Origin of the sequence: Maricaulis sp. (assembly GCF_017642925.1) — a bacterium.
GTDB lineage: Bacteria > Pseudomonadota > Alphaproteobacteria > Caulobacterales > Maricaulaceae > Maricaulis.
The window spans coordinates 37,738-59,341 of the sequence record NZ_JAEPOL010000013.1 but is presented as its reverse complement, the minus strand read 5'-3'; the positions used below and the strand labels follow the sequence as shown (position 1 = coordinate 59,341).

16 protein-coding genes and 1 tRNA gene are annotated in these 21,604 nt (G+C 65.6%); 11 read left to right on the top strand and 6 right to left on the bottom strand.

Annotated elements, in window-relative coordinates; all coding sequences use genetic code 11:
• Positions 1-30: 30 nt before the first annotated feature.
• Both JJ918_RS11820 and JJ918_RS11815 read right to left on the bottom strand, forming a co-directional pair.
• On the bottom strand, positions 31-636 hold the full coding sequence (locus JJ918_RS11820) for a PRC-barrel domain-containing protein (protein WP_291887449.1): 606 nt from the start codon (positions 634-636) through the stop codon (positions 31-33).
• Between the two features lie 127 nt (positions 637-763).
• Positions 764-1,366: a hypothetical protein gene (locus JJ918_RS11815; protein WP_291887446.1), complete on the bottom strand. Its 603-nt coding sequence runs from the start codon at positions 1,364-1,366 to the stop codon at positions 764-766.
• Positions 1,367-1,509: 143 nt separating this feature from the next.
• Here JJ918_RS11815 and JJ918_RS11810 point away from each other — a divergent pair.
• Positions 1,510-1,585 (top strand) — tRNA-Lys (locus JJ918_RS11810).
• A 195-nt stretch (positions 1,586-1,780) separates the two neighbouring features.
• On the opposite strand, the gene JJ918_RS11805 is transcribed toward JJ918_RS11810, so the two are convergent.
• On the bottom strand, positions 1,781-2,458 hold the full coding sequence (locus JJ918_RS11805; RefSeq protein WP_291887444.1) for a hypothetical protein: 678 nt from the start codon (positions 2,456-2,458) through the stop codon (positions 1,781-1,783).
• Between the two features lie 441 nt (positions 2,459-2,899).
• Here JJ918_RS11805 and JJ918_RS11800 point away from each other — a divergent pair, with 441 nt between their 5' ends.
• The 10 genes from JJ918_RS11800 to JJ918_RS11755 all read left to right on the top strand — a co-directional run bounded on the left by JJ918_RS11800 (position 2,900) and on the right by JJ918_RS11755 (position 17,005).
• Positions 2,900-4,618 (top strand): carboxylesterase family protein, encoded by a 1,719-nt coding sequence (locus tag JJ918_RS11800; RefSeq protein WP_291887442.1) that lies wholly within the window; start codon positions 2,900-2,902, stop codon positions 4,616-4,618.
• A gap of 114 nt (positions 4,619-4,732) precedes the next feature.
• Positions 4,733-6,604 (top strand): monovalent cation:proton antiporter-2 (CPA2) family protein, encoded by a 1,872-nt coding sequence (locus JJ918_RS11795; RefSeq protein ID WP_291887440.1) that lies wholly within the window; start codon positions 4,733-4,735, stop codon positions 6,602-6,604.
• A gap of 96 nt (positions 6,605-6,700) precedes the next feature.
• Complete coding sequence (locus tag JJ918_RS11790; protein WP_291887437.1) at positions 6,701-8,269, top strand: L,D-transpeptidase family protein; 1,569 nt, start codon at positions 6,701-6,703, stop codon at positions 8,267-8,269.
• 247 nt (positions 8,270-8,516) lie between these two features.
• Positions 8,517-9,635 (top strand): OmpA family protein, encoded by a 1,119-nt coding sequence (locus JJ918_RS11785; RefSeq protein WP_367277698.1) that lies wholly within the window; start codon positions 8,517-8,519, stop codon positions 9,633-9,635.
• A 251-nt stretch (positions 9,636-9,886) separates the two neighbouring features.
• On the top strand, positions 9,887-11,173 hold the full coding sequence (locus tag JJ918_RS11780; protein ID WP_291887431.1) for a cystathionine gamma-synthase family protein: 1,287 nt from the start codon (positions 9,887-9,889) through the stop codon (positions 11,171-11,173).
• 82 nt (positions 11,174-11,255) lie between these two features.
• Positions 11,256-12,518 (top strand): hydrolase, encoded by a 1,263-nt coding sequence (locus tag JJ918_RS11775; RefSeq protein ID WP_291887428.1) that lies wholly within the window; start codon positions 11,256-11,258, stop codon positions 12,516-12,518.
• A 25-nt stretch (positions 12,519-12,543) separates the two neighbouring features.
• Positions 12,544-13,560 carry an arginine N-succinyltransferase gene (locus JJ918_RS11770; protein ID WP_291887426.1) on the top strand — a complete coding sequence of 339 codons (1,017 nt, stop codon included), beginning with the start codon at positions 12,544-12,546 and terminating at the stop codon, positions 13,558-13,560.
• Positions 13,561-13,564: 4 nt separating this feature from the next.
• Positions 13,565-15,013 carry a succinylglutamate-semialdehyde dehydrogenase gene (gene astD / locus JJ918_RS11765; protein ID WP_291887423.1) on the top strand — a complete coding sequence of 483 codons (1,449 nt, stop codon included), beginning with the start codon at positions 13,565-13,567 and terminating at the stop codon, positions 15,011-15,013.
• Positions 15,013-16,356 (top strand): N-succinylarginine dihydrolase, encoded by a 1,344-nt coding sequence (gene astB / locus JJ918_RS11760; RefSeq protein WP_291887420.1) that lies wholly within the window; start codon positions 15,013-15,015, stop codon positions 16,354-16,356. The genes astD and astB overlap by 1 nt, the downstream gene beginning before the upstream one ends.
• Before the next feature lie 199 nt (positions 16,357-16,555).
• Positions 16,556-17,005, top strand: coding sequence for a response regulator (locus tag JJ918_RS11755; protein WP_291887417.1), 450 nt, complete (start codon positions 16,556-16,558; stop codon positions 17,003-17,005).
• Positions 17,006-17,015: 10 nt separating this feature from the next.
• On the opposite strand, the gene phhA is transcribed toward JJ918_RS11755, so the two are convergent.
• The 3 genes from phhA to JJ918_RS11740 form a co-directional block, all read right to left on the bottom strand.
• Positions 17,016-17,897 carry a phenylalanine 4-monooxygenase gene (gene phhA / locus JJ918_RS11750; protein WP_291887415.1) on the bottom strand — a complete coding sequence of 294 codons (882 nt, stop codon included), beginning with the start codon at positions 17,895-17,897 and terminating at the stop codon, positions 17,016-17,018.
• 171 nt (positions 17,898-18,068) lie between these two features.
• The gene (locus JJ918_RS11745; protein ID WP_291887411.1) at positions 18,069-19,307 is read right to left on the bottom strand and encodes a beta/gamma crystallin-related protein; all 1,239 of its coding nucleotides are present in this window, start codon (positions 19,305-19,307) and stop codon (positions 18,069-18,071) included.
• A 163-nt stretch (positions 19,308-19,470) separates the two neighbouring features.
• Complete coding sequence (locus tag JJ918_RS11740) at positions 19,471-21,603, bottom strand: AsmA family protein (RefSeq protein ID WP_291887408.1); 2,133 nt, start codon at positions 21,601-21,603, stop codon at positions 19,471-19,473.
• Position 21,604: the final 1 nt, after the last annotated feature.

Here is a 21,604-nt window from a genome sequence, read left to right as displayed (position 1 = left end):
GACCTGAAGCAGGGCCTTTGGATGTCCGGCTTACTGGCTGGGATCAGCCGGGCCGTCATCGAGCTCCATATCGTTTTCATTGTCACCGTAGTCGTCATCCGACAGCGGATACTCGGTTGCCGCATCCTCATTGAAGTCCGGCATGGCCTCGAATTCCGCACGGGTGTGCTCGATCACGGCGACCGGGCGTTCACCCTCGGGTGCAAAGCTCACTTCGTCGGCATCGACCAGCACCTCGCGGCCACCGATGTCCAGCGTACCGCCGCTCTCGACGACGATGGCTTCGACATCGCCTTCCGCGCCCAGACGGACACGCTCGATCTCGCCGAGCTCGCCGCCATCCTCGGATTCAACCCGCAGGTCGATCCAGTGGTGGTCATCGGTGTAGGGCGCGCGGTCGAGGTCCGAATTGTCCCAGGCCTCTGCGGTCTCGCGCAGCAGGTCATTGTCCTGGATCGTCTCGTTCGGCGCCGGGGCGTGAGCCTGGCCTTCAACGGTCATCTGCTCGTCCACCACGGGCTTTTCGTCCTGGTGAAGATCGTCCTGGGCCAGGGCCGCAGCGCCGGCCAGCGCGGTCGTTGCGCAGGCAAACGCCGAAGCAGCGGTTGCAGTCGTCAGGGTAGTAAGGCGTTTCATGTCTACCTCCTGTCTTGCTCCATCTGCCGGCTTCAGCCGGGGACAGCTCTGTGCCTGCCATCCGGACCCGAAACGGACAGCCGCCACGAAAAGTTGCGAAGATTACAGGAATGTAATGCAGTGAGGCTCAGTCTTCGGCCGCGGTTTCGACCAGGCCATAGGCCTCGAAAGCGCGCCGCATCTGGTGCGCCGGACAGCCGAAACCGTCATACAGACCACGCAGATAGGCGCGGCGGCGCTGAGCCATCTCGCGGCGCTCGCGGGCCTCGTCCTCGATCCGGCCGGCGCCGCCGATGAAGCGGATCACCGGACGTACCGGGTTCAGGCCTACAATCGTGGAGTGATACAGGCTGCGCGCGCCGTCGGCCGCCGCATCGGGCGCCTGGGCGGCCAGTCCGCTACCCCGGTCGAACCAGCTGCGCTCTTCCCGGGCCTCTTCCTCGGCCTGGCGTTCCTCTTCCTCGATATCGGGGCCCAGGACCACGGTCAGCCGCGCGACATCGCGTGCCACGGTCGAACAGCGCCGGCGCGAGCCTTCGCCGCCATAGGGGGTCGGAACGGTGTCGTCGCCCTCGTCGACCATGATCGGGCCCGGCCGTTCGCGCGGCAGGCCGACCGCGTCTTCCAGTGCGTCGGTGGTTTCGACCCGGGCCATGCTGGCGGTTTCGCCGGCATCCGGACGGGTGGACGAGCATGCTCCGGCAGACAGCGCCACCGCGAAGCAAACCATGGCTGGAATCAGGACCCTGTTCGTCATGCCGGCGAGTTTACCGGCGATTGCGGAAAAATCTTGGCCGAAATGCTGATATCCGCCGGTAAAGCCGCATTGACCCTCCGGAATCGCCCGTATAGGTTCCGCGCTCCTCGTGAGGGGAGCCGATAGCTCAGCTGGTAGAGCAACTGACTTTTAATCAGTAGGTCCAGGGTTCGAATCCCTGTCGGCTCACCATTTTTGCCTAAACAGTTGAAATAGTTAGGTGAAATTGTTCAAGGTTAGTCACTTTCGGGTCGGTTAGCCAGTTTTGATCTGGCTAAGGCGTTGAATCCGCGTGGACCTGCCAATCCGCGGTGGCTCAACACTTCATGTTCTGAGAATGAGTCGGGCAGCTGGCAGACTGCGAGGTGCGAATCTCGCCTGCTTGGTTCAAATCCGTTGGATGGCTTTCAGGACGGCGTCATCGTCGCTGTAACCGTCGATGACAGACCAGCCTGCGAAGAGCTGCCAGAAATAGCCGCTCAGCGATTTGATTTCGTCATAGTCTTCGCTTCGGGTAACGTTGTAGTGCGTGTATTGGGTGAAACGCTTGAGGAGTTCCAAGAGTTCTTCATCATCCGACTCCACAGCGAGGAGGAAAATCCTGAACTCGTCTCGCAGGTGCTCCATCTTTCGCGCCAATGCATCAAGGTAGTACCCGTTCAAGCCGTTTAGAAAACAGTCCCATCGTTCTTTTTCGTTCGAATTTGTTTGCTTGAAGAAGGCGCGAAACTCTCCCAGGTCAAGCAATCGTTTGGCAGTGTCATTGTCTTGTGGGGAAGCCGATAGCACTAGAAAAATGTCGATGCACTCCAGTTTGAAGGACCGATATTGCTTGGCGAATATCCGTTTTAAGCGTTCGCGTTTCTGGTGGTGAGGCAGCTGAACTAGAACCCAGTAGAACAACACGCTGACTGCCGAGCCGGCCGAAAGCGTGTGAACTAGCGAATTCCAGAATTCTGGCTTTGGCGAATAAAAACAGACGCCAAAGGAACACAATGCGCTTCGGGCGAATGGATCTTGTGCGGTCGCTGCCAATAAGGCCAGCGCTCCGAAGAACACCAGCATCAGCCACGGATTGAATATCCGAATTATCTTCCGCGCGATCGGAGTTGAGGTCACAGGGTACGTCACGGCGACAGCTTACCCGTGTATATCGCGCGACTCTAGCTGCGTTGCCGGACTTAACGAATGCGGCAGTATTGGCGAGAACTATTTGCGATAATACTCGTATTGGTTTCGGGGCGGGCTCTTGGCGTCTGCCGGCCACTCGCGGGTTGGAGATTCCCAAAACAACGCATTGAAACGCATTGGGCGGTTAGTCAGTTTAGCTCATGTTAGCCCATTGAAATCCCACATCGTGCACCCCCCTGTCGGCTCACCATTTCGCCCCCAGCATTTTTGTTACGCCATTCGCGACCGCGGGCGATTTTCCCGACCTTGCCGCGATCTACAGCTTGACGCTGCCGCCGCCCCGGCCAAACCTTCCCGCTCAAACGGGAGGGGCCGATGAAGAGATGTGTGTGCTTGGCAGCCGTTGCAGCGCTGCTGACGCTGGCGGGGTGTAACGGGGCGGAGGAGACTCAGGTCCGGACCGAACCGGCGCCGGAGACGCAGCGCACGCTCGCCCAGGGCGAGATTGTCGGTTTCCATTCCGGAGAGGCGGCCTCCGCCTGGCTGGCCATACCCTATGCGGCCCCGCCTGAAGGCGATCTGCGCTGGCGCGCGCCGCGTCCGGCCCTGGCTTTTGACGGGGGCCGGCTCGAGGCGATCGAACACGGCGCCGTCTGTCCCCAGGTAACCAATGAACTTTCCGCCCGGGCAGCCGGTGTCGAGGCCGGCGTGCTGATCGGCGAGGAAGACTGTCTCACACTCGATATCTACGCCCCGCGCGATGCCGCGCCCGAGGCCGGGTTGCCGGTCATGGTGTGGATCCATGGCGGGGCGAATGTCTGGGGCTCGTCCTCGGCCTATGACGGCTCGCAGCTGGCGGCCGAGCGCGATGTCGTGGTCGTTGCCGTGCAATACCGCCTGGGCCCGCTGGGCTTCCTGTCGCATCCGGCCTTGCGCGAAAGTGCCGAACACCCGCTGGACGAGGCGGCCAATTTCGCGCTGCTCGACCTGGTCGCCGCGCTGGACTGGGTGGACGCCAACATCACCGCTTTCGGCGGCGATGCCGACCGGATCACGATCTTCGGAGAAAGCGCGGGCGCCTTCAATATTGCCGCCCTGATGGCGTCCGAACCGGCGCGCGGCCGCTTCGATGCGGCCATCATGCAGAGCGGCGGAACGGGAACGAACAGCCGTGAGGTCGCCGAAAACGGCGGCGGAAACGACCTTCATCCCGCCCTGGAAGCCGTGGCCGCCTTTGCCGGACCGGATGCGGACGGGGCGGCGATGCGGGCGGTGCCGCTGGAGGATGTCTACGCGGTCTATCGTGACGAAAACGGCGCCTTCACCTCGCTGCCGCGCATGATCGAGGACGGGGTGAGCCTGCCCGAGGACGGCATACTGGGCGCTGCGGCGCGGCCGGGCGGTTTCGCGCCCGTGCCCCTGATCACCGGTGCCAATCGGGACGAGATGAAGCTCTACACCGCCTTCGATCCGCAATTGACGCGGCGTCTGGGGCCGCTCGTCTGGCCGCGGGACGTGGCGCGCTACCAGGCGGCGGTCGAATATCCCAGCCGCAGCTGGCGGGTGGGGGCTGTCGATGGTCTGCTCGACCGTCTGCGGTCGGCCGGCCATGAGGATTTGTGGGCCTACCGGTTCGACTGGGACGAGGGCGGCAAGGTTCTGCTGACCGATACCGGCATTCTGCTCGGGGCCTCGCACGCCATGGAGATCCCGTTCGTCTTCAACCATTTCGAGCTGTTCGGCCCGTTCGATCGCGTCCTGTTCAATGACCGTAATGCGCAAGGCCGTGCGGCACTGGCCGATGCAATGGGCGGCTACTGGGGGCAGTTTGCCCATACGGGCGAGCCCGGCACGGGCGGTGGTGCCGGTCCGGACTGGCCGCGCTGGGGCGAGACGGCCCGGCTGATGCGGTTCGACACGCCGGCGGATGGCGGTCCGGAAGTCATGACCGGGCGGGACACCCCGGCCGCAATCGCCGCCGATCTTGCCGCCGACACCCGCCTGCAGCCGTCCGGGCGTTGCGCCGTGGCGGCCGGGATCATGCGCCGTCAGCCCGCCATCGCGCAGGCTTTCGAAAGCGGGATGGATTGTTGAGGCGGGGCGAAGCCGTCTGAGGGAAAACGCGCGCGGGGCATGGCGCCGCGGGCGCTGCGCGCTATTCTGGCGCCGACCATCCCTTCAACACGTCTTTGATTCGGCGGCCCGACCATGAACGAGCTTCTCCTGCAGGCGGTGATCTATCTCGGTGCCGGCGTGATTGCGGTACCGATCGCCCACCGCCTCGGGCTGGGATCTGTGCTGGGCTATCTGCTGGCCGGCGTGGCCATCGCACCTTTGCTCGACTGGATGGGGTCGGATCCGGAAAACGTCCAGACTTTCGCCGAGTTCGGCGTGGTGATGATGCTCTTCCTGATCGGCCTGGAACTGCAGCCGCGCCTGTTGTGGGACATGCGCATGCGCCTGTTCGGGCTGGGCGGCCTGCAGGTGGCGGTGACGGCGCTGGTCGTCGCGGTCGCGTGCCTGGGCTTCGGGCTGGACTGGCGGCTGGCGCTGGCACTCGGCCTGATCATGGCGCTGTCCTCGACGGCCATCGTCCTGCAGACGCTGGGCGAGAAGGGCTGGCTGCGCACCGAGGGCGGGCAATCGGCCTTCTCGGTCCTCCTGTTCCAGGACATCGCCGTCATTCCCATGCTCGCCCTTCTGCCCTTCCTGGCAACGGCCGGCGTGGACGCCGGTGCGGCGCATGGCGGCGGAGCTCATGGCGGGCCGGCGCCGTTCGCAGCCTGGCCGGCCTGGGCCCAGGGACTGATCACGCTCGCCGTGGTCGTCGGCGTGGTTCTGGGCGGACGCTATCTCACACGCCCGGCCTTCCGCATTATCGCGCGCACGGGGCTGCACGAGCTCTTTTTTACTGCGGCCCTCGTCCTGATTGTCGGCATTGCCGTACTGATGAGCATGGTCGGACTGTCGCCGGCGCTGGGGACCTTCCTGGCCGGGGTGCTGCTGGCGGAAAGCGAATACCGCCACGAACTGGTCTCCGATCTCGAGCCCTTCAAGGGCCTGTTGCTCGGCGTCTTCTTCATCACGGTCGGTGCGGGCATGGAGTTTGCCCTCCTGGGCGAGGAATTCGGCCTCATCATCGGCCTCACGCTCAGCCTGATCCTGGTGAAGGGGGCGATCCTGCTGGCGCTGGCGATCCTGTTCCGCATGAAGGGGCGGGCCCGCTGGCTGTTCACCTTCGCCCTCGCCCAGAGCGGCGAGTTCGGCTTCGTGCTGCTGGCCTTCTCGACCAGCCTGCACGTCATCCCCGACGAGATCGCCGCCATCGCCTCGCTGGTGGTCGCCCTGTCGATGATGGCGACGCCGCTGCTGATGATCGCCTTCGAACGTTTCGTGTCGCCGCGTGTGGCCCGCAGGACCGGGCATGAGCGCGCCGAGGACACGATCGAGGAGGAGGCGCCCGTCATCATTGCCGGCATGGGCCGTTTCGGCCAGATCGTGCACCGCCTGCTGGTGATGGATGGCTACAAGCCGATCGTCCTGGACAATTCGGCCGAGCATATCGACGGGCTGCGCAAATTCGGCATCCAGGTCTATTACGGCAACGCCCTGCGGCCCGGCCTGCTGGAGGCAGCCGGCATCGCCCGCGCCAAGCTTCTCGTCGTGTGCACCGATAATCGCGAACGCGCCGTCGAACTCGTCCAGCATGTCAAACAGCGCTACCCGCATGTGCATGTCATCGCCCGCGCCGCCAGCCGCGAGCATGTCTACCAGCTACGCGCGGCAGGCGCGGACAGCGCCGTGCGCGAGATGTTCGGCTCCTCCCTCGAGGCCGCGACCCAGTCGCTCGAAGTGCTGGGCGAAACGCGTGAGCGGGCCGAGAAGAAGGCGAAAGCCTTTGCCCATCATGACGAGGAAAGCCTGCGGCAATTGTTCGAGGTCTGGGATGCCGAGATCGATGTCTTCGACAATGAGGCCTATATCGAGCGGGCCCGGTCGCGCGTCGTCTCCCTGGCCGAACTGATGGCCGAGGATGTCGGCGAACCCGATCCCGAAGACGAGCGCGACCCGCTGTCCTGAGCGCCGCCGGCCGGCCGAAACACGGTTTCGTCCCGCATCCTTAATGGTTAATGTCGGCCCGCTTTCGACTCGGGGACAAGCTTGGGACGTTTCCTCTTGGCAATTTTTCTGGCCATGCTGCCAGGCGCGGTGACCGCTGCGTCTGACGACGAGCCTGTGATCGCCTCGGAAATTCCCGAAATGCCGCAGCCGGTGCGGACGGCCGATCTCGACCGCTGGGCGCTGCAGGTCACCGGATGGACGCCGGACACGGTCGCCGAACTGGCCGGCTTTCTCTACGAGGCACCGGGACACGGACTGCCGGCGCTGGATGCTGTTGCCGACTATCTGCTCAATCCGGATGAGGCATTCGAGCCGCGGGCCGCAGCGGCGTCGCGGGCGGCGCTGCAATACACCGCCTGGCTGGAATACGGGCTGATCGACCAGGACACGCTGACGCTGCGCCTGCTGACGGACAATGAGGCGTCCCGGCTGGTTGCGCGCCTCGTGGCCGCGCTGGACGCGGGGCATGTCGAACAGGCGATTGCCGAAAGCCTGCCGGCTGTGCGCGACTACGACATTCTGCGCCGGGAGATGTTGCGCCTGATGATGCTGCGCCCGATCTGGCCGCAGATCGAGGGCGGTGATGCGCTGACGCTTGGCGATACCGGCGCCCGGGTCGACCAGCTGCGCGCGCGGCTGGCGGCCGAGGGGCTCCTGGCGCCCGGCTGGTCGAGCGGCGATGCGTTCGACATGCGGCTGGACACCGCCCTGCGGCGCTATCAGGGGCGGGTGAACCTTTCGCCGACCGGGCGTCTGGACCGGCCGACCCTGCGCCAGCTGAACATCACGCCGCAGGAGCGGATCGCGCAATTGCGCGCCAATCTCGAGCAGCGGCGCTGGCGCACCCGGCAGCTGGGCGAGCGGCATATCTGGGTCAATCTCGCCGATTTCCATCTGGAGGCCTGGGAGAACGGGCAGCTGGCGCGCGAGCATGAGGTGATGATCGGCGGCCAGACCTCCTCGACGCCGGAATTCTCCGAGGAGATGCAATACATCGTCCTCAATCCCTGGTGGGGGCTGCCATCCAGCTCGGCGCGCGCACGCTTCGCCTCGATCCGGCGCAATCCGGGCATTGTCAATTCGCACGGTTTCCGCATCTACAATTCGGCCGGCGAGCCGGTTTCGGTCTACGAGGTCGACTGGAGCCGCTGGAACGACCGCTGGCCCTACCGGCTGTCGCAGCCGCCCGGGCCGACCAATCCGATGGGCGAGGTGAAGTTCATCTTCCCCAACCGGCACAATATCTACATTCACGACACGACCGAGCGCGACCGTTTCGTGCGCACGCGCCGGGATTTTTCGGCCGGCTGCATCCGCGTGCAGGACCCGCTCGCCCTGGCCGAATGGGTGCTGGCGGGCCAGGCGGACTGGTCGCGGGCGCGGATCGACCAGGTCGTGTCGGGCAATACGCCCACCGTCGTCTGGCTGGACCGGCGCATCCCGGTCCATATTGCCTACTGGACGGTTGTGGGGGAGGCGGACGGTTCGGTGCGCTACCTGCACGACCTCTACCGTCGCGACGGCCGCCTGGTTGCTGCGTACGCACAGGCGTTCGCGACGGCAACCGCAGCGGGTGAAGCTGGCCGCACAGGGGTGTTCGACACGATTGCAGCCCTGCGCTGATTACGGGTTTCGGCATTCTCCGAAAAAAAAGCGGGAACCGATCGTGAGGCTTCTGCGTTGTCCGGTTGTACGGGGATGTGTGGCCCGGTCCCGGGACACACTGTATCCTTGCTGCAACGCGACAAAATTTTCCGGTCTTATCGGGGCTTTACCTGTCTGACCTATGGCGCTCGCGAGGTAATTGTAGTAGGGGACGTACTAGGAGCGTCCGTCAGGACGATTCTTCGCGCCCGGCACAGTGCCGGGCATGGTCAGTCACACCAAGGAGGCGCGAGCCTCTGGAGGGGGAATGATGAAAAAACGGCTTTTTACGGCGGTCGCCGTTGGGGCCTTCTTGGCAGCGGGTCCCGCGTTCGCTGACGAAGGCTGGTATGTCCGTGGTGCAGTCGGTTACGGCGGCCCGGGCGACACCGACGTTTCCGGCTCGCTGAATGGTGAAATCAACGGCAAGGGCAATTGGCGCGAAGCGGCAGCTCTTGGCTATGAATGGGCTGACGGCTTCCGCCTCGAAGGCGAACTGGCTCACCGTTACAACGACACCGGTGCGGTCGGCGGCTTCGAGCACAGCCTGAGCGACTTCCAGATCTGGTCCCTGATGGCCAACGCCATCTTCGACTTCAATCCGGATGGCGCCTACCACCCGTATGTCGGTGTCGGTCTGGGTCTGGGCGATGTGTCCGGCACCCTGACGGGCTTCTCGGCCGGCACCATGCCGCCGAACCCGACGCCGGCCGATTACGTTGTCGCTCAGGACAGCGACAATCCGTTCGTGTGGCAGATCCTCGCCGGTATCGGTTGGGACCTCACCGAACAGCTGACCCTGGACACCGAGTATCGTTACTTCTCGGCTTCCAGCACCGACTACGCCCCGGGCGTGAGCGTTGACGCTCTGGCCGGTCACGAGGCCTGGATCGGCCTGCGGTATTCCTTCGCGGCTCCGCCGCCCCCGCCGCCGCCCCCGCCGCCGCCTCCGCCGCCGCCTCCGCCCCCGCCGCCTCCGCCGCCGCCTCCGCCGCCGCCGTCGTGCGATGACGTGAGCTTCCCGGTCTACTTCGAGTGGGATCGCGCGGATCTGACGGATCAGGCCCGGGCCGTGATCGCCCAGGCTGCCAACCAGCGCGGCAATTGCGGTGTCACCCGCGTGTCCGTCGCCGGCCACGCCGACCGTTCGGGCGCTGCTGCCTACAATGTCGGCCTGTCCGAGCGCCGTGCCCGCGTCGTCCGCGACGAACTGGTCCGCCTCGGCGTTCCGGCGAGCACGATCTCGATGGAAGCGTATGGCGAAACCCGCCCGGCGGTTCAAACCGCTGACGGTGTTCGCGAACCGCTGAACCGTCGTTCGGAAGTGGTCATCGTTCTGGACTAAGTCCGGATCCGAATGATCGAAGGATTGCGGCCCGGCATCTGCCGGGCCGCTTTTCTTTTGCGTGAAGGCCGGTGCCGCCGGTCTGGCGCCGTTTTGGCAAAATAGTGCACGAAACGCCCCTTCACGGGGTCGATCTGGTCGCTTTTTCCGTCCTGCTGAGGCTGCGCTTGACCCGTTCGAAGCGCCGGTTCACACCGGGTGCAACGCGGCGGCAGGGGCCTGGCCGCACCTGCAGACAAGGGAGAACTTCCATGAGCAAGCCGGACAAGCCGTATCGCAAACGCGAGATCGCCGGACACATGCTGAGCCCGGAAACCCAGATGATGAGCTACGGCTATGACCCGAAGCTCTCGGAAATGTCGATCAAGCCGCCGATCTTCCTGACCTCGACCTTCGCTTTCGAAAGCGCCGAGCACGGCGCCGCCTTCTTCCGCGTCACGCTCGGCCAGGCCGAGGAGGGCGATCCGGAAGCCGCCGGCCTGATGTATTCGCGCTTCAACAATCCCAATATGGAAGTGCTCGAAGACCGTCTGGCCCTCTATGACGGCGCCGAGGAATGCTGCGTCTTCTCCTCCGGCATGGCGGCCATCTCCACCACGCTGATGGGCCTGGCGCATTCCGGCTCGGTGATTCTCCAGTCGACGCCGCTCTATGGCGGCACGGAAAGCCTGATCCGCAAATTCCTGCCGAATTACGGCATCCAGTCGGTCGACTTCTTTGCCGGCGCCCATGAGGACGAGATCCACGCCGCCGCCGACGAGGCGCTGGCCAAGGGCGAGGTCTCGGTCATCTACACCGAGACGCCGACCAATCCGACCAATGACCAGGTCGATCTGAATGTCTGCCGCCGCCTCGTCGACCTGATCGAGAAGAAGCAGGGCAAGCGCCCCTATCTCGTCGTCGACAACACTTTCCTCGGTCCGGTCGGCCAGAAGCCGATGGAGCTGGGTGCCGATGTCGTCGTCTACTCGCTGACCAAATATATCGGCGGCCATTCCGACCTGATCGCCGGGTCTGCGTCCGGAACGACGGAAGCCATGGCACAGATCCGCGGCCTGCGCGGCTATCTGGGGACGAATCTCGACCCGCACACCTGCTGGATGCTGCTGCGCTCGCTGGAAACGGTGAAGCTGCGCATGGAAGCGGCCGCCCTGGGTACCCGCAAGGTCGCCGAGTTCCTGCGCGATCATCCCAAGGTCAATCGCGTGCGCTATCTGGGCTTCCTGGAAGAGGGCACGCGCGACGGCGACGTCTTCAAGGCCCAGTCCTCCTCGGCCGGCTCCACCTTTGCTTTCGATCTGGAGAGCGAGGCGGCAGCCTTCCGCATGCTCAACGCGCTGCAGGTGATGAAGCTGGCGGTCAGCCTCGGCGGTACCGAGACGCTGATCTGCCACCCGGGTTCCACCACCCACCGCGGCGTCGATCCGGGACTGCGCAAGCGCCAGGGCTTCTCGGACGGTCTGGTGCGCATCTCGGTCGGTATCGAGAACCCCGACGATCTGATCGCCGACCTGAAACAGGCGCTCGAACACGCCTGATCCTGATCCCTCTCGCACTGCCCCCGCGCGGTCTCTGCCGCGCGGGGGTAGACCCGTCCGTTTAAACGGCTATCACTGGGACATGCAGGACAAACTCGATCTCAACCCCGACGAGCGCGCCGTGCTCGACTGGATCGACAGCCGCGCCGATCACATGATCGACACGGTGAAGGCGTGGTCGGCGATCAATTCCGGCAGCCGCAATGCGGACGGTCTGGAGCGCATGCGCGCCTGTCTGGAAACCGCTTTCGGCGAGCTGGGCGGCGAGATATCCGCCATCGACCTGCCGCCGACGACGATCGTCGATCCGGACGGAACGGTGCGCGAGCAGGCATTCACACCTTCCTTCCATTGCCGGCTGCGGCCGCAGGCGCCGATCCGCATCGTCATGACCGGTCACCACGACACGGTCTTCCCGGCGGACAGTCATTTCCAGTCGACCGAGCTGTGGGATGCCGACACGCTGAACGGTCCCGGCGTCGCCGACATGAAGGGCGGCATCCTCGTGATGCTGCACGGGCTGCTGGGGCTGGAACGCTCGCCCTGGAAGGACGAGATCGGCGTCGATGTTCTGATCAGTCCGGACGAGGAAATCGGCTCGCTGGGCTCCGGCCCGGTCCTTGCCGATCTGGGCGCCGGCGCCGATATCGGCATGACCTACGAGCCCGCCCTGGCCGACGGCTCCCTGGCCGGCGCGCGCAAGGGATCGGGTAACTGGTCGCTGAAAGTCTCCGGCCGGGCGGCTCATGCCGGTCGCGAGCATCATCTGGGCCGCAATGCCCTGGCCGCAGCCTGCCAGTTCGGGCTGGGACTGGACGAGCTCAACGGCCGGCGCGATGGCGTCACCTTCAACCTTGCCCGCATCGATGGCGGCGGTCCGCCGAATGTCGTGCCGGACAATGCGGTGGCGCGTTTCAATGTGCGCGTGAAGACCGAGAATGACCGCACCTGGGTGGAGGCCGAGCTGGAACGCCTGGTCGACGAGATCCGCGTGCGTGACGGTATCGCGGCCGAGCTGCATGGCGGCTTTACCCGCCCGCCCAAACCCATGAGCCCGGCCAATGCGCGCATGTTCGAATGGACGAAGGCGGCGGGCGGTGCGCTGGGCCTGGACATTCGCTGGCAGGACACGGGCGGCGTGTGCGAAGGCAATAATCTGTGGGCGGCCGGCTGTCCCAATGTCGATACGCTGGGCGTGCGCGGCGCCGATATCCATTCCGATCGCGAGATCGTGAAACTGTCGAGCTTTGCCGAACGGGCCAAGCTGTCGGCGGTAATGCTGATGAAATTTGCCCGGGGCGAATTCAACGCCAAGGAAGCGCGCGCCCTGGCAAGAACCCAGTAAACACAGGCATGATCGGGGGAAGAGCATGCTGATTGTACGTGCGGCCAAACGCACCGACACAGACGCCCTTGTGCGTCTGGCGCAGGAAGCGGGAACCGGTTTCACATCCCTGGCCGTGCCGGCGGATGTGCTGGCGGCGCGCCTGGAAAAGTCCGAGGCGATCTTTTCGACGCCGGAGCCGGGCCAGACCGAGGATGCCTACCAGCTGATGCTGGAAGACACCGGGACCGGCCGTATCGTCGGCTGTTCGGCCATCAAGGCGATGGTGGGTGTGTCGAAACCCTATTGGGATTTCAAGATCATCACCCTGGCCCAGCATTCCCAGGAAGCCGACCGCCGCTTCGACATGGATGCCATGCTGCTGGTCAATGACTTTGCCGGCGCCTCGGAAGTGGGCACGCTCTTCGTGTCGGAAGCCGGGCGCGGCACCGGCGCCGGACGGCTCGTCGCCCAGTCGCGCTATCTGATGATGGCCGCCGACCGGTCGCGCTTTGGCGAGCGTGTGCTGGCCGAGCTGCGCGGTGTGGTCCATGACGACGGATCCTCGCCCTTCTTCGATGCGGTGTCGCGGCCCTTCTTCCGGATGGATTTCGACGATGCCGACCGGCTGTCGGCATCGACCGACAACCAGTTCATCCTCGATCTGGGCCCGCAGCACCTGATCTATCTCGACCTGCTGCCGCCCGAGGTGCGCGAGGTGATCGGCAAGCCGCATCCGCACGGAGAGGGGGCGTACAACCTCCTGCTCTGGGAGGGGTTCCACTATGACCGCTATGTCGACATTTTCGACGGCGGTCCGCTGGTCTCCACCTGGACCGAGAATATCCGCACCCTGCGCGAGAGCCGCGAGGTGACCGTGCGGGCGGCGACGACGACGGGCGGTGTCGACAGCATCCTGTCGACCGACCGCTTCCCGGATTTCCGGACCTGTCACGCCCAGGTCGTCGATGATGGCGACATTCTGGGTATTTCCTACGAAACCATGCAGGCGCTCGATCTGGCCGAAGGCGATCGCGCCCGCTTCTGGCGACGAATGAGGTGATTTCATGCTGCTGATCGATGGCCAATGGCGCGCGGGCAATGGCGCTGACATGCACTCGGAAAACCCGGCCGATGGCAGCCGCGTGTGGAGCGGCCAGGCCGCCACGGCGGACGATGTCGACGCCGCCTTCAAGGCCGCGCGGGCGGCTTTCCCGGCCTGGGGGCGCAGCCTCTATCCCGAGCGTGTTGCCATCGTCGAGGCCTACCAGGCCTATCTCGAGGCGCACAAGGCCGCGCTCGCCGAGCTGATCTCGCGCGAGACCGGCAAGCCGCGCTGGGAAGGCCTGGCCGAAGCCGGTGCCATGATCGGCAAGATCGCCATATCGAAGACCGCCTATACCGAACGCACGGGCGAGCAGTCGTCGGACACGGCTTTCGGCTATGCCGCCCTGGCGCACAAGCCGCTGGGCGTGATGTTCGTGCTGGGCCCGTACAATTTCCCCGGCCATCTGCCGAACGGCCATATCGTGCCGGCCCTGCTGGCGGGCAATACGATCGTCTTCAAACCGTCCGAGATGACCCCGGCCGTGGGCGAGTTCATGGCGAAGGCCTGGGAGGCCGCCGGCTTGCCCAAGGGCGTGCTGAACCTGGTCCAGGGCGCGCGCGAGACCGGCGCCGCCGCGCTGGATCATGCCGATCTGGACGGTGTGCTGTTCACCGGGTCCTGGGGCACGGGCAAGTTCATCCACGAGAAATTCGCGGGCCGCACCGGGATCCAGCTGGCGCTGGAAATGGGCGGCAATAACCCGCTCGTCGTCTGGGATGCCGAAGATGCCGAAGCCGCGGCACGTGTGGCGGTGCATTCCGCCTATATCACGGCCGGTCAGCGCTGTTCCTGCGCGCGCCGCCTGATCCTGCCCGAGGGCGCAGCCGGCGATGCCGTGGTCGAGGCGATCGACCGCATCGCAGGCCAGCTGAGCATTGGCCGCTGGGATGCCGACCCGGAGCCCTTTATCGGCCCGCTGGTCTCGGCCCAGGCCGCGCGCGGCGTGCTGGCTGCCCAGGACGACCTCCTGTCGCGTGGTGCCAAAGCGATCCGCAAGGCCGAGACGGTCGCGGAACTGGGCGAGGCCTTTCTGCGTCCCGGCCTGATCGACGTCACCGGTGTGGATGTGCCGGACGAGGAAGTCTTCGGCCCGCTGATTCAGATCGTGCGCGTTGCCTCCTTCGACGACGCCATCGCGGCTGCGAACGACACCGCCTATGGCCTCTCGGCCGGGCTGGTCTCGGACGATGAAGCGCTCTGGGAGCGGTTCTGGGTGGAAGCGCGCGCCGGTATCGTCAACTGGAACCGGCCGACCTGCGGTGCGGCCTCGAACATGCCGTTCGGCGGGCCGGGCCAGTCGGGCAATCTGCGGCCCAGCGCCTTTTATGCCGCCGATTACTGCGCCTATCCGGTCGCCACGCAAGCCCAGTCGAAGCCCGAGCGCATGCCGGTCAAGGGAGTGGATTGATGGCGCGCGCGGTCGAGGCGAATTTCGACGGGCTGGTCGGCCCGACGCATAATTATGGCGGTCTGTCCGAGGGCAATCTGGCCAGCGCGAAGAATGAGGGCCTGGTGTCCTCGCCGCGCCAGGGCGTGCTGGAAGGCCTCGCCAAGATGAAACGCCTGGCCGATAGCGGCCTGGTGCAGGGTCTGCTGCCGCCGCATGAACGCCCCTATCTGCCGCTGCTGCGCCGGGCCGGTTTTACCGGCTCCGACGAAGCGGTGATCGAGGCGGCCTGGAAGACGGCGCCGGGCCTGCTGCGCAAGGCTTGCTCGGCCTCGCCCATGTGGGCCGCCAATGCTGCGACCGTGTCGCCGTCGGCCGATACGGCCGACAGCCGCCTGCATCTCACGCCGGCCAATCTGCTGACCACGCTGCACCGCTCCATCGAGGGCGAGCAGACCCGCCGGGCCCTGCAATGGGCTTTCCCGGACACGGCCCGTTTCGCCGTGCACGACGTCCTGCCCATGCAGCCGGACTTCGCCGATGAGGGCGCGGCCAATCATGTGCGCCTGTGTGCCGAGCAGGGCGGTCCGGGTGTCGAGATCTTCGTCTATGGCCGCGAGGCCGGCGAGGCGTGGAGCGGCAAATTCCCGGCACGCCAGACGCTGGAAGCCTGCCAGGCGGTCGCCCGTTCGCACGGGCTCGACCCGAAGCGCACTGTCTTCATCCGCCAGTCGTCCGAGGCGATTGCCGCCGGCGCCTTCCACAATGACGTCGTCTGCGTCGGTACGCGCACCACGCTCTTCTTCCATGAACTCGCCTTTGCCGACCGCGAGGCCGCCCTCGCCGAAATCCGCAAGGCGGCCGAGGGCCTGTTCGAGCCGGATTTCGTCGAGGTGCCCGAGGCCGAGGTGCCGGTCGGCGACGCCATCACCAGCTATCTGTTCAATTCGCAATTGCTGGAATGGCCCGGCGAGGACCGCCTGGTGCTGATCGCGCCGAAGGAGACCGAGGAAACCGCAACGACGCGCGCTTACTGTGCGGCGATGACGGCAGGTAATGGTCCGATCGGGCGGGTGGAGTTTGTCGAGGTGCGCCAGTCCATGCGCAATGGCGGCGGACCGGCCTGCCTGCGACTGCGCGTCGTGCTGACCGCGGAAGAGCGGGCCGCCGTGGCGCCGCAGGCGCTGATGTCGGACACGCTCTATGACACGCTCGTGGCCTGGGCGGGCAAGCACTACCGCGACCGGCTGGAACCGAATGATCTGGCCGATCCGGCCCTGCTGCGCGAGAGCCGCGAGGCGCTGGACGCGCTCACCGGAATTCTCGGCCTGGGCGGGGACTATTATCCGTTTCAACGCGCCTGAAGCATTTTCAGCAAAAGTGGGAACCGGTTTTGCGGTTCGAAAATGCGAACACTCAAAACCGGAGTCATTTCATCGGCCGCAATGGCGATGAGATGGCTCCGGGCTTGCTTAACCGCGTTCTTGCGAGACGTTCGCTTCGCACTATTCAAACCGGCAAATCATGATAGGTTGCGCGCCGTCTGACTGTGGGGAGCAGATATTGAGCGAGAACCAGAGCGTTTCCGTCATTCTGGTTGACGATGACCCGGACGAGCATTTCCTGTTCCAGGCGGATCTGGAAGATGCCGGCGTGCGGTTCCGCTTTGCGGCGTTCACCCGCCCCGAAGACGCACTCGTTCACCTGCGCGACCATGGCGACGGTCCGGCTGTCGTCTTCACCGATCTTTCCCTGGCCGGCGCAAATGCGCTCGATTTCATTGTCTCGGTCCAGCCGCTGCTGGGCGGCGGGGCCGTCGGTGTCTATTCCGGTGCGCGTAATCCGGAGATGGAAGCGAAATGCCGGGATGCCGGATCCAGCTTCTACATCGTCAAACCGGTCACCCGCGAGAACTTCTCCCGCATGATCGCCGGGCTGGGTGCGGTGTGCCTGGAAGAGGACCGCGAGACCGGCGATCTGCACCTGCGCCCCGCAGGCAGCGCCGCGGCCTGAACCGCCTGAGCTAGACCGCTTCCGCCTTCGCCGGCAGGCCGCCGGCTTTCGCATATTCCTGCGTACCCCTGGTGTAGATCCTGTCGCCCTCGACCGTGTCGGAGGGTTTCAGCTCGTCCAGGCCGGGCAGGCGGGCATAGATCGGCGCGAAGTCCTCATAGGTCGCTTCCATCAGCTCGTCATAGCTGTCGATCACGAAATAGCTCTGCTGGAAATCGTCATAGCGGTAATCGGTGCGCATGATGCGTTCCAGATCGAAATGGATCCGGTTGGGCGAGCGCGCTTCCAGCGAGAAGATCGACTCGGCCTTCGAGGAGACGATGCCGGCGCCGTAGATGCGGCGGCCTTCCGGCGTGTTGATCAGGCCGAATTCCACCGTGTACCAGTACAGCCGCGCCATGTGCTTGATGGCGTCGAATTCCAGCGAGCGCAGCCCGCCGCGGCCATAGGCCTGCATATAGTCGGCAAACACCGGCTGGGTGAGCAGCGGCACATGGCCGAACACATCGTGGAAGATGTCCGGTTCGGGCAGGTAGTCCAGCTTTTCGCCATCGCGGATGAAGCGGCCGGAGACGAAGCGGCGATTGGCCAGATGGTCGTAGAACTCCCGCTCCGGGATCAGGCCGGGCACGGTGACCACGGTCCAGCCGGTCAGCTTTTCCAGCTTCTCGTTGACGCGCCGGAAGTCGGGAATGCCGCCCTCATTGAGATTGAGCAGTTCGAGACCCTTGAAGTGTTCCGGCGCGGCGCGGCCCTTGAGCACAGACATCTGGCGCTCGTAGAGCGTCGTCCAGATGGCGTGTTCCTCGGACGTATAGCGGTCCCACTTCTGGTCGATGGTAAAGTCGGCGGCGGGGGTCTGTTCCGCCACGATCGGGTCATTGACAGGCATGACGGGTCATCCGGCGTGTAACTAGTTTCATTTGTAACTAAATATACGCCTGATTGGCGCGCCACCCAAGAGGGCCGCGCAGACTTTGTTATGCACGCCGCCAGCGCCCATGAAAAAGGGCCGCCCGGCATGTCCGGACGGCCCGTTCTCGGTCTGGCTGCGGCGATCCGCTCAGTAGCGGTCCAGCCGGCGCACCGAGGAGATTTCCCGGTTGAGCAGGTGGAGATTGTCCACCTCGCCGGAGACTTCCTCGCAGCGGCCGCGGAAGCCGGCATCCTCGCACACCAGCCAGCGGTCATAGCCGCGCACGTCCAGGCTCAGGGCCCGGTCGTTGAAGCCGAGGCGTTCCAGATTGTCGATCTCGTGCTCGATACGCACCGAACGGCCGCGCTGGCTGAACTGGTCGTACAGGATGATCTCGCCGCCGCGGTCCCAGCCGCCGCCGGGATAGCCGCCACCGCCATTGCCATAGCCATTGTCGATGCGGCGCAGGGAGGTGATCTCATTGCGCAGGCCGTAGCGGCCCAGATCGTTGACCTCGCCCTGCACGCGTTCACAGCGGCCGCCGAAATCATCGTGCTGGCAGATCAGCCAGGTCTCGCCGCGGGCGATGACGAGGCTGTCGACCCGGTCGTTGAAGCCCAGGCTGGACAGGTTGGCGACATCCCAGCTCACATCGACACGCTGGCCGGTGAAATTGGGGCCGTCATAGAGGAAGACGCCGCTGCGCGGGCGGTTGTCGCTGCCCGGACGTCCCGGACGGCCGGGGCGGCCCGGACGGCTGCCGTAATCCGGCTCGACCGAAGAGATCTGCGCGGCCATGCCGCCGCCGATGGAGGGGATGTCGCGATCCACTTCCATGCAGGCGCCGTCGAAATTGGCGTGCTGGCAGACGCGCCAGGACGAACGGCCGGAATGGCGGATCGAGCGCGCCTGGTCGTTGAAGCCGAGCTGCTGGAGATTGCTCACCGTATCGGTGATCGTCACCGAGCGGCCGGTATAATTATAGCCCGAATAGAGCGTGATCGAGCTTTCGCCGGGGCGTCCCGGACGGCCCGGACGGTCCGGATAGCCCGGATCGGGGCGGCCCAGATAGGCGGGGCGCACGGAGGTGATCTGGTTGTCCATCCGGCCCAGCGAGGGCTGGTCGTTGCGATGGGTTTCGCAGGTGCCGTTGTAATCGTCGTGCTGGCACACTTCCCACTCGCCGGAGACGATCCGGAAGGAGGAGGTGCGGTCGTTGAAACGGCGGCTCGACAGATTGCGGTCGGCGCCGGTCACGCGGACTTCCTGGCCGGTATAGTTCGGACCGTCATACAGGATGATTTCCTGGGCCTGGGCCGGTGCGGCGGCGGGCAGCCAGGCTGCGGCGAGCAGGGCTGCGCCGAGTGTGGCGGTGCGGATGGACATGGGTTCTCTCCCTCTTGCCAATGCGGTGCGAGCATCACCCTGCCAGAGCCTGCCTGAACCGCATTCGAGCGGACAGTTCATGCGCGGTTCATGGCCCGGGCGCGGCCCGCAGCCGCATCCCCCTTGCCGGCACCGCCGGGTGGTGCCGGTGTCGATGGCGAGCCTAGTTCGGATCGCCGGAATTGTCGTCCGTCTCGTCGGACTGCGAGCGGTCGCGGCGCTGGTTGAACAGGCCGCGCAGCAATTGCTCGGCCGGATCGACCTCTTCCTCATCGGTCTGACCCTCTTCGCCGGCCGCGTCCTCGCTGTCCTGATTGCCCAGGCCCAGCGCATTGCGCAGCGCGTCGCGGGCGGCATCTTCGGGCGACTGGTTGCGATTGCCGCCGATGGCATTGCTCAGCGCGCCCTGCAGCAGGGCGCGCGTCACGGCCTCGGTATCGACGCCATAGCTGACAGTGTTGAAATCGCCGCGGAAGCGGATCGGCACGACAATGCCCTGCAGGTCGGTCGAACCGCCCTGGCCCTCGATCGAGGCGACAGCCCGCGGACGCAGGCGATAGTCCAGCGTCTGGCTGGGCAGATCGACCCAGCCCTGGCCTTCCACGCGCAGGAGCGGGGAGAGCATCAGGAGGTCGTTATTCGTCAGCCGGCCATTGGCGATGGCAAATGTGCCGCCGAGGCTGGAGAAGTCGGTCTCCTGGCGCTCGCCGACACTGGCCTGTTCGCTGTCTTCCTCGCTGGTCTGCGCCGCCTGGGCGCCGCCCGCGCGGTCCAGGAAGCCGGACACATTGCGGATCGTCTGGGCGATATTGATGCCGACAATGGCGCCGTCGGCGAAGTTGAACTCGCCATTACCGCCCAGATTGCGCATCATCGCCGCCTGGCTGTTGCCGGAGGTGGCCAGCGACAGCGTCATGGCGCCGGTCCCGGCCAGCCGGTCGAACCCGGCTGCTGCGTCCAGGAAGGGCAGGGCGTCCAGACCGGCCAGGCTGGCATCCAGCGAGAAGGAGGGCGTCGCCGTGCGGGCATTGGCCACGATGGTGACATTGCCCTGGCCTTCATAGAGCGAGATCCGCTCCAGCACGGCCTGCAGGCGGCGATTCTCGACCACGGCCCGCAGGGCCGCATCGGTCACCTCGATATCGCGCACCTGCAGCCGGCCGACATTCAGCGACAGATCGGCATCGGCAATACCCAGGCCGGCAAAATCGATCGCCTCCTCGCTCCAGGGCGGGATACCGCCGCCGGCCGCCGGGGCGGCATCCTCGGCGGGGGCGGGCAGATAGGGGTTCACATTCAGCTCGTCCAGATCCAGACGGCCGGTCAGGCGCGGCCGGCTGCCCGACAGATCGGCGGCCAGATTGCCCGAACCGCGGATTTCGTCGAAGCGGATCGAGCGGGCCGTCAGGCCCAGGCGCGAGGTCGTGCCCTCGATCCGGCCCTGCGCGGCAAAGCGCTGCAGGTTCTCGCCCGGCGGGAGCGGGCTGCCGGCAAAGGCGGCCAGCGCGCGGATGGAGGGGATGTCGGCGGAAAAGTCGCCGGCAAACTCGATATCCTCGGAAGCCGGGATTTCCCCGTCAAAGCTGACATCGACCAGATTGCCGCCCAGCGACAGGGTGAGCGGTGTGGCGCGGCCCTCGAAGAAGTCGCGGATCGAGCCCAGCTCGGCATCGAATGTCATCGCCTCGCCGTCGGCCGAGAGCGAGCCGTCGATCGCGGTCGGTGCGTCCAGCGAGGGCAGGGCGATGGCCAGGTCCAGACCGGTGATCTCGCGGCTCTGGCTGCCATCGCTATAGAAGATCGAGGCGTTCTCGATGCGCACATCGCCGAAACTGGCATCGATCGGCAGGGCGCCGGGCTGGCGCACGAAACCGTCGCCCGCCGGTGCGGCCGGGGCGGGCGCCGCCTCGGGATCGGCAAAGGTCCAGTTATTGCCGCCGGCGCGCTGTTCCAGCCGGATCACCGGATCGACCAGCACGAACTCGGTGATCTCCACCCGGCGCGACAGCAGCGGGATCAGCTCCACACCCACCCGCATCTCGCCCATCTGCGCGAAGGGTTCGTCCGAGAAGCCCTCGGCATTGGCGATGGTGACATCGCGCGCCACCACCTGCACCCGCGGCAGGATGGTCAGGCTGACATCGCCGGCCAGCTGAACCGGCCGGTTCAGCGCGTCGCCGGCGGCGGCTTCCACGCGGTCGCGATAGGCCGAGGCCGGGATCACGGCGGGCAGGATGAAGGCGGCGCCGATCACGAGGACGACGAGGACGAGAAGAATGAGGCCGAGGCGTTTCATG

What these genes read in the sequence shown, in the direction of transcription:
- JJ918_RS11770 (WP_291887426.1), top strand. Translation starts at nt 12,544, where the DNA reads ATGCTGATTGTACGTGCGGCCAAACGCACCGACACAGACGCCCTTGTG.
- JJ918_RS11740 (WP_291887408.1), bottom strand. Translation starts at nt 21,603, where the DNA reads ATGAAACGCCTCGGCCTCATTCTTCTCGTCCTCGTCGTCCTCGTGATC.
- phhA (WP_291887415.1), bottom strand. Translation starts at nt 17,897, where the DNA reads ATGCCTGTCAATGACCCGATCGTGGCGGAACAGACCCCCGCCGCCGAC.
- astD (WP_291887423.1), top strand. Translation starts at nt 13,565, where the DNA reads ATGCTGCTGATCGATGGCCAATGGCGCGCGGGCAATGGCGCTGACATG.
- JJ918_RS11795 (WP_291887440.1), top strand. Translation starts at nt 4,733, where the DNA reads ATGAACGAGCTTCTCCTGCAGGCGGTGATCTATCTCGGTGCCGGCGTG.
- JJ918_RS11800 (WP_291887442.1), top strand. Translation starts at nt 2,900, where the DNA reads ATGAAGAGATGTGTGTGCTTGGCAGCCGTTGCAGCGCTGCTGACGCTG.
- JJ918_RS11775 (WP_291887428.1), top strand. Translation starts at nt 11,256, where the DNA reads ATGCAGGACAAACTCGATCTCAACCCCGACGAGCGCGCCGTGCTCGAC.
- JJ918_RS11805 (WP_291887444.1), bottom strand. Translation starts at nt 2,458, where the DNA reads ATGCTGGTGTTCTTCGGAGCGCTGGCCTTATTGGCAGCGACCGCACAA.
- astB (WP_291887420.1), top strand. Translation starts at nt 15,013, where the DNA reads ATGGCGCGCGCGGTCGAGGCGAATTTCGACGGGCTGGTCGGCCCGACG.
- JJ918_RS11745 (WP_291887411.1), bottom strand. Translation starts at nt 19,307, where the DNA reads ATGTCCATCCGCACCGCCACACTCGGCGCAGCCCTGCTCGCCGCAGCC.
- JJ918_RS11815 (WP_291887446.1), bottom strand. Translation starts at nt 1,366, where the DNA reads ATGGTTTGCTTCGCGGTGGCGCTGTCTGCCGGAGCATGCTCGTCCACC.
- JJ918_RS11780 (WP_291887431.1), top strand. Translation starts at nt 9,887, where the DNA reads ATGAGCAAGCCGGACAAGCCGTATCGCAAACGCGAGATCGCCGGACAC.
- JJ918_RS11820 (WP_291887449.1), bottom strand. Translation starts at nt 636, where the DNA reads ATGAAACGCCTTACTACCCTGACGACTGCAACCGCTGCTTCGGCGTTT.
- JJ918_RS11785 (WP_367277698.1), top strand. Translation starts at nt 8,517, where the DNA reads ATGGTCAGTCACACCAAGGAGGCGCGAGCCTCTGGAGGGGGAATGATG.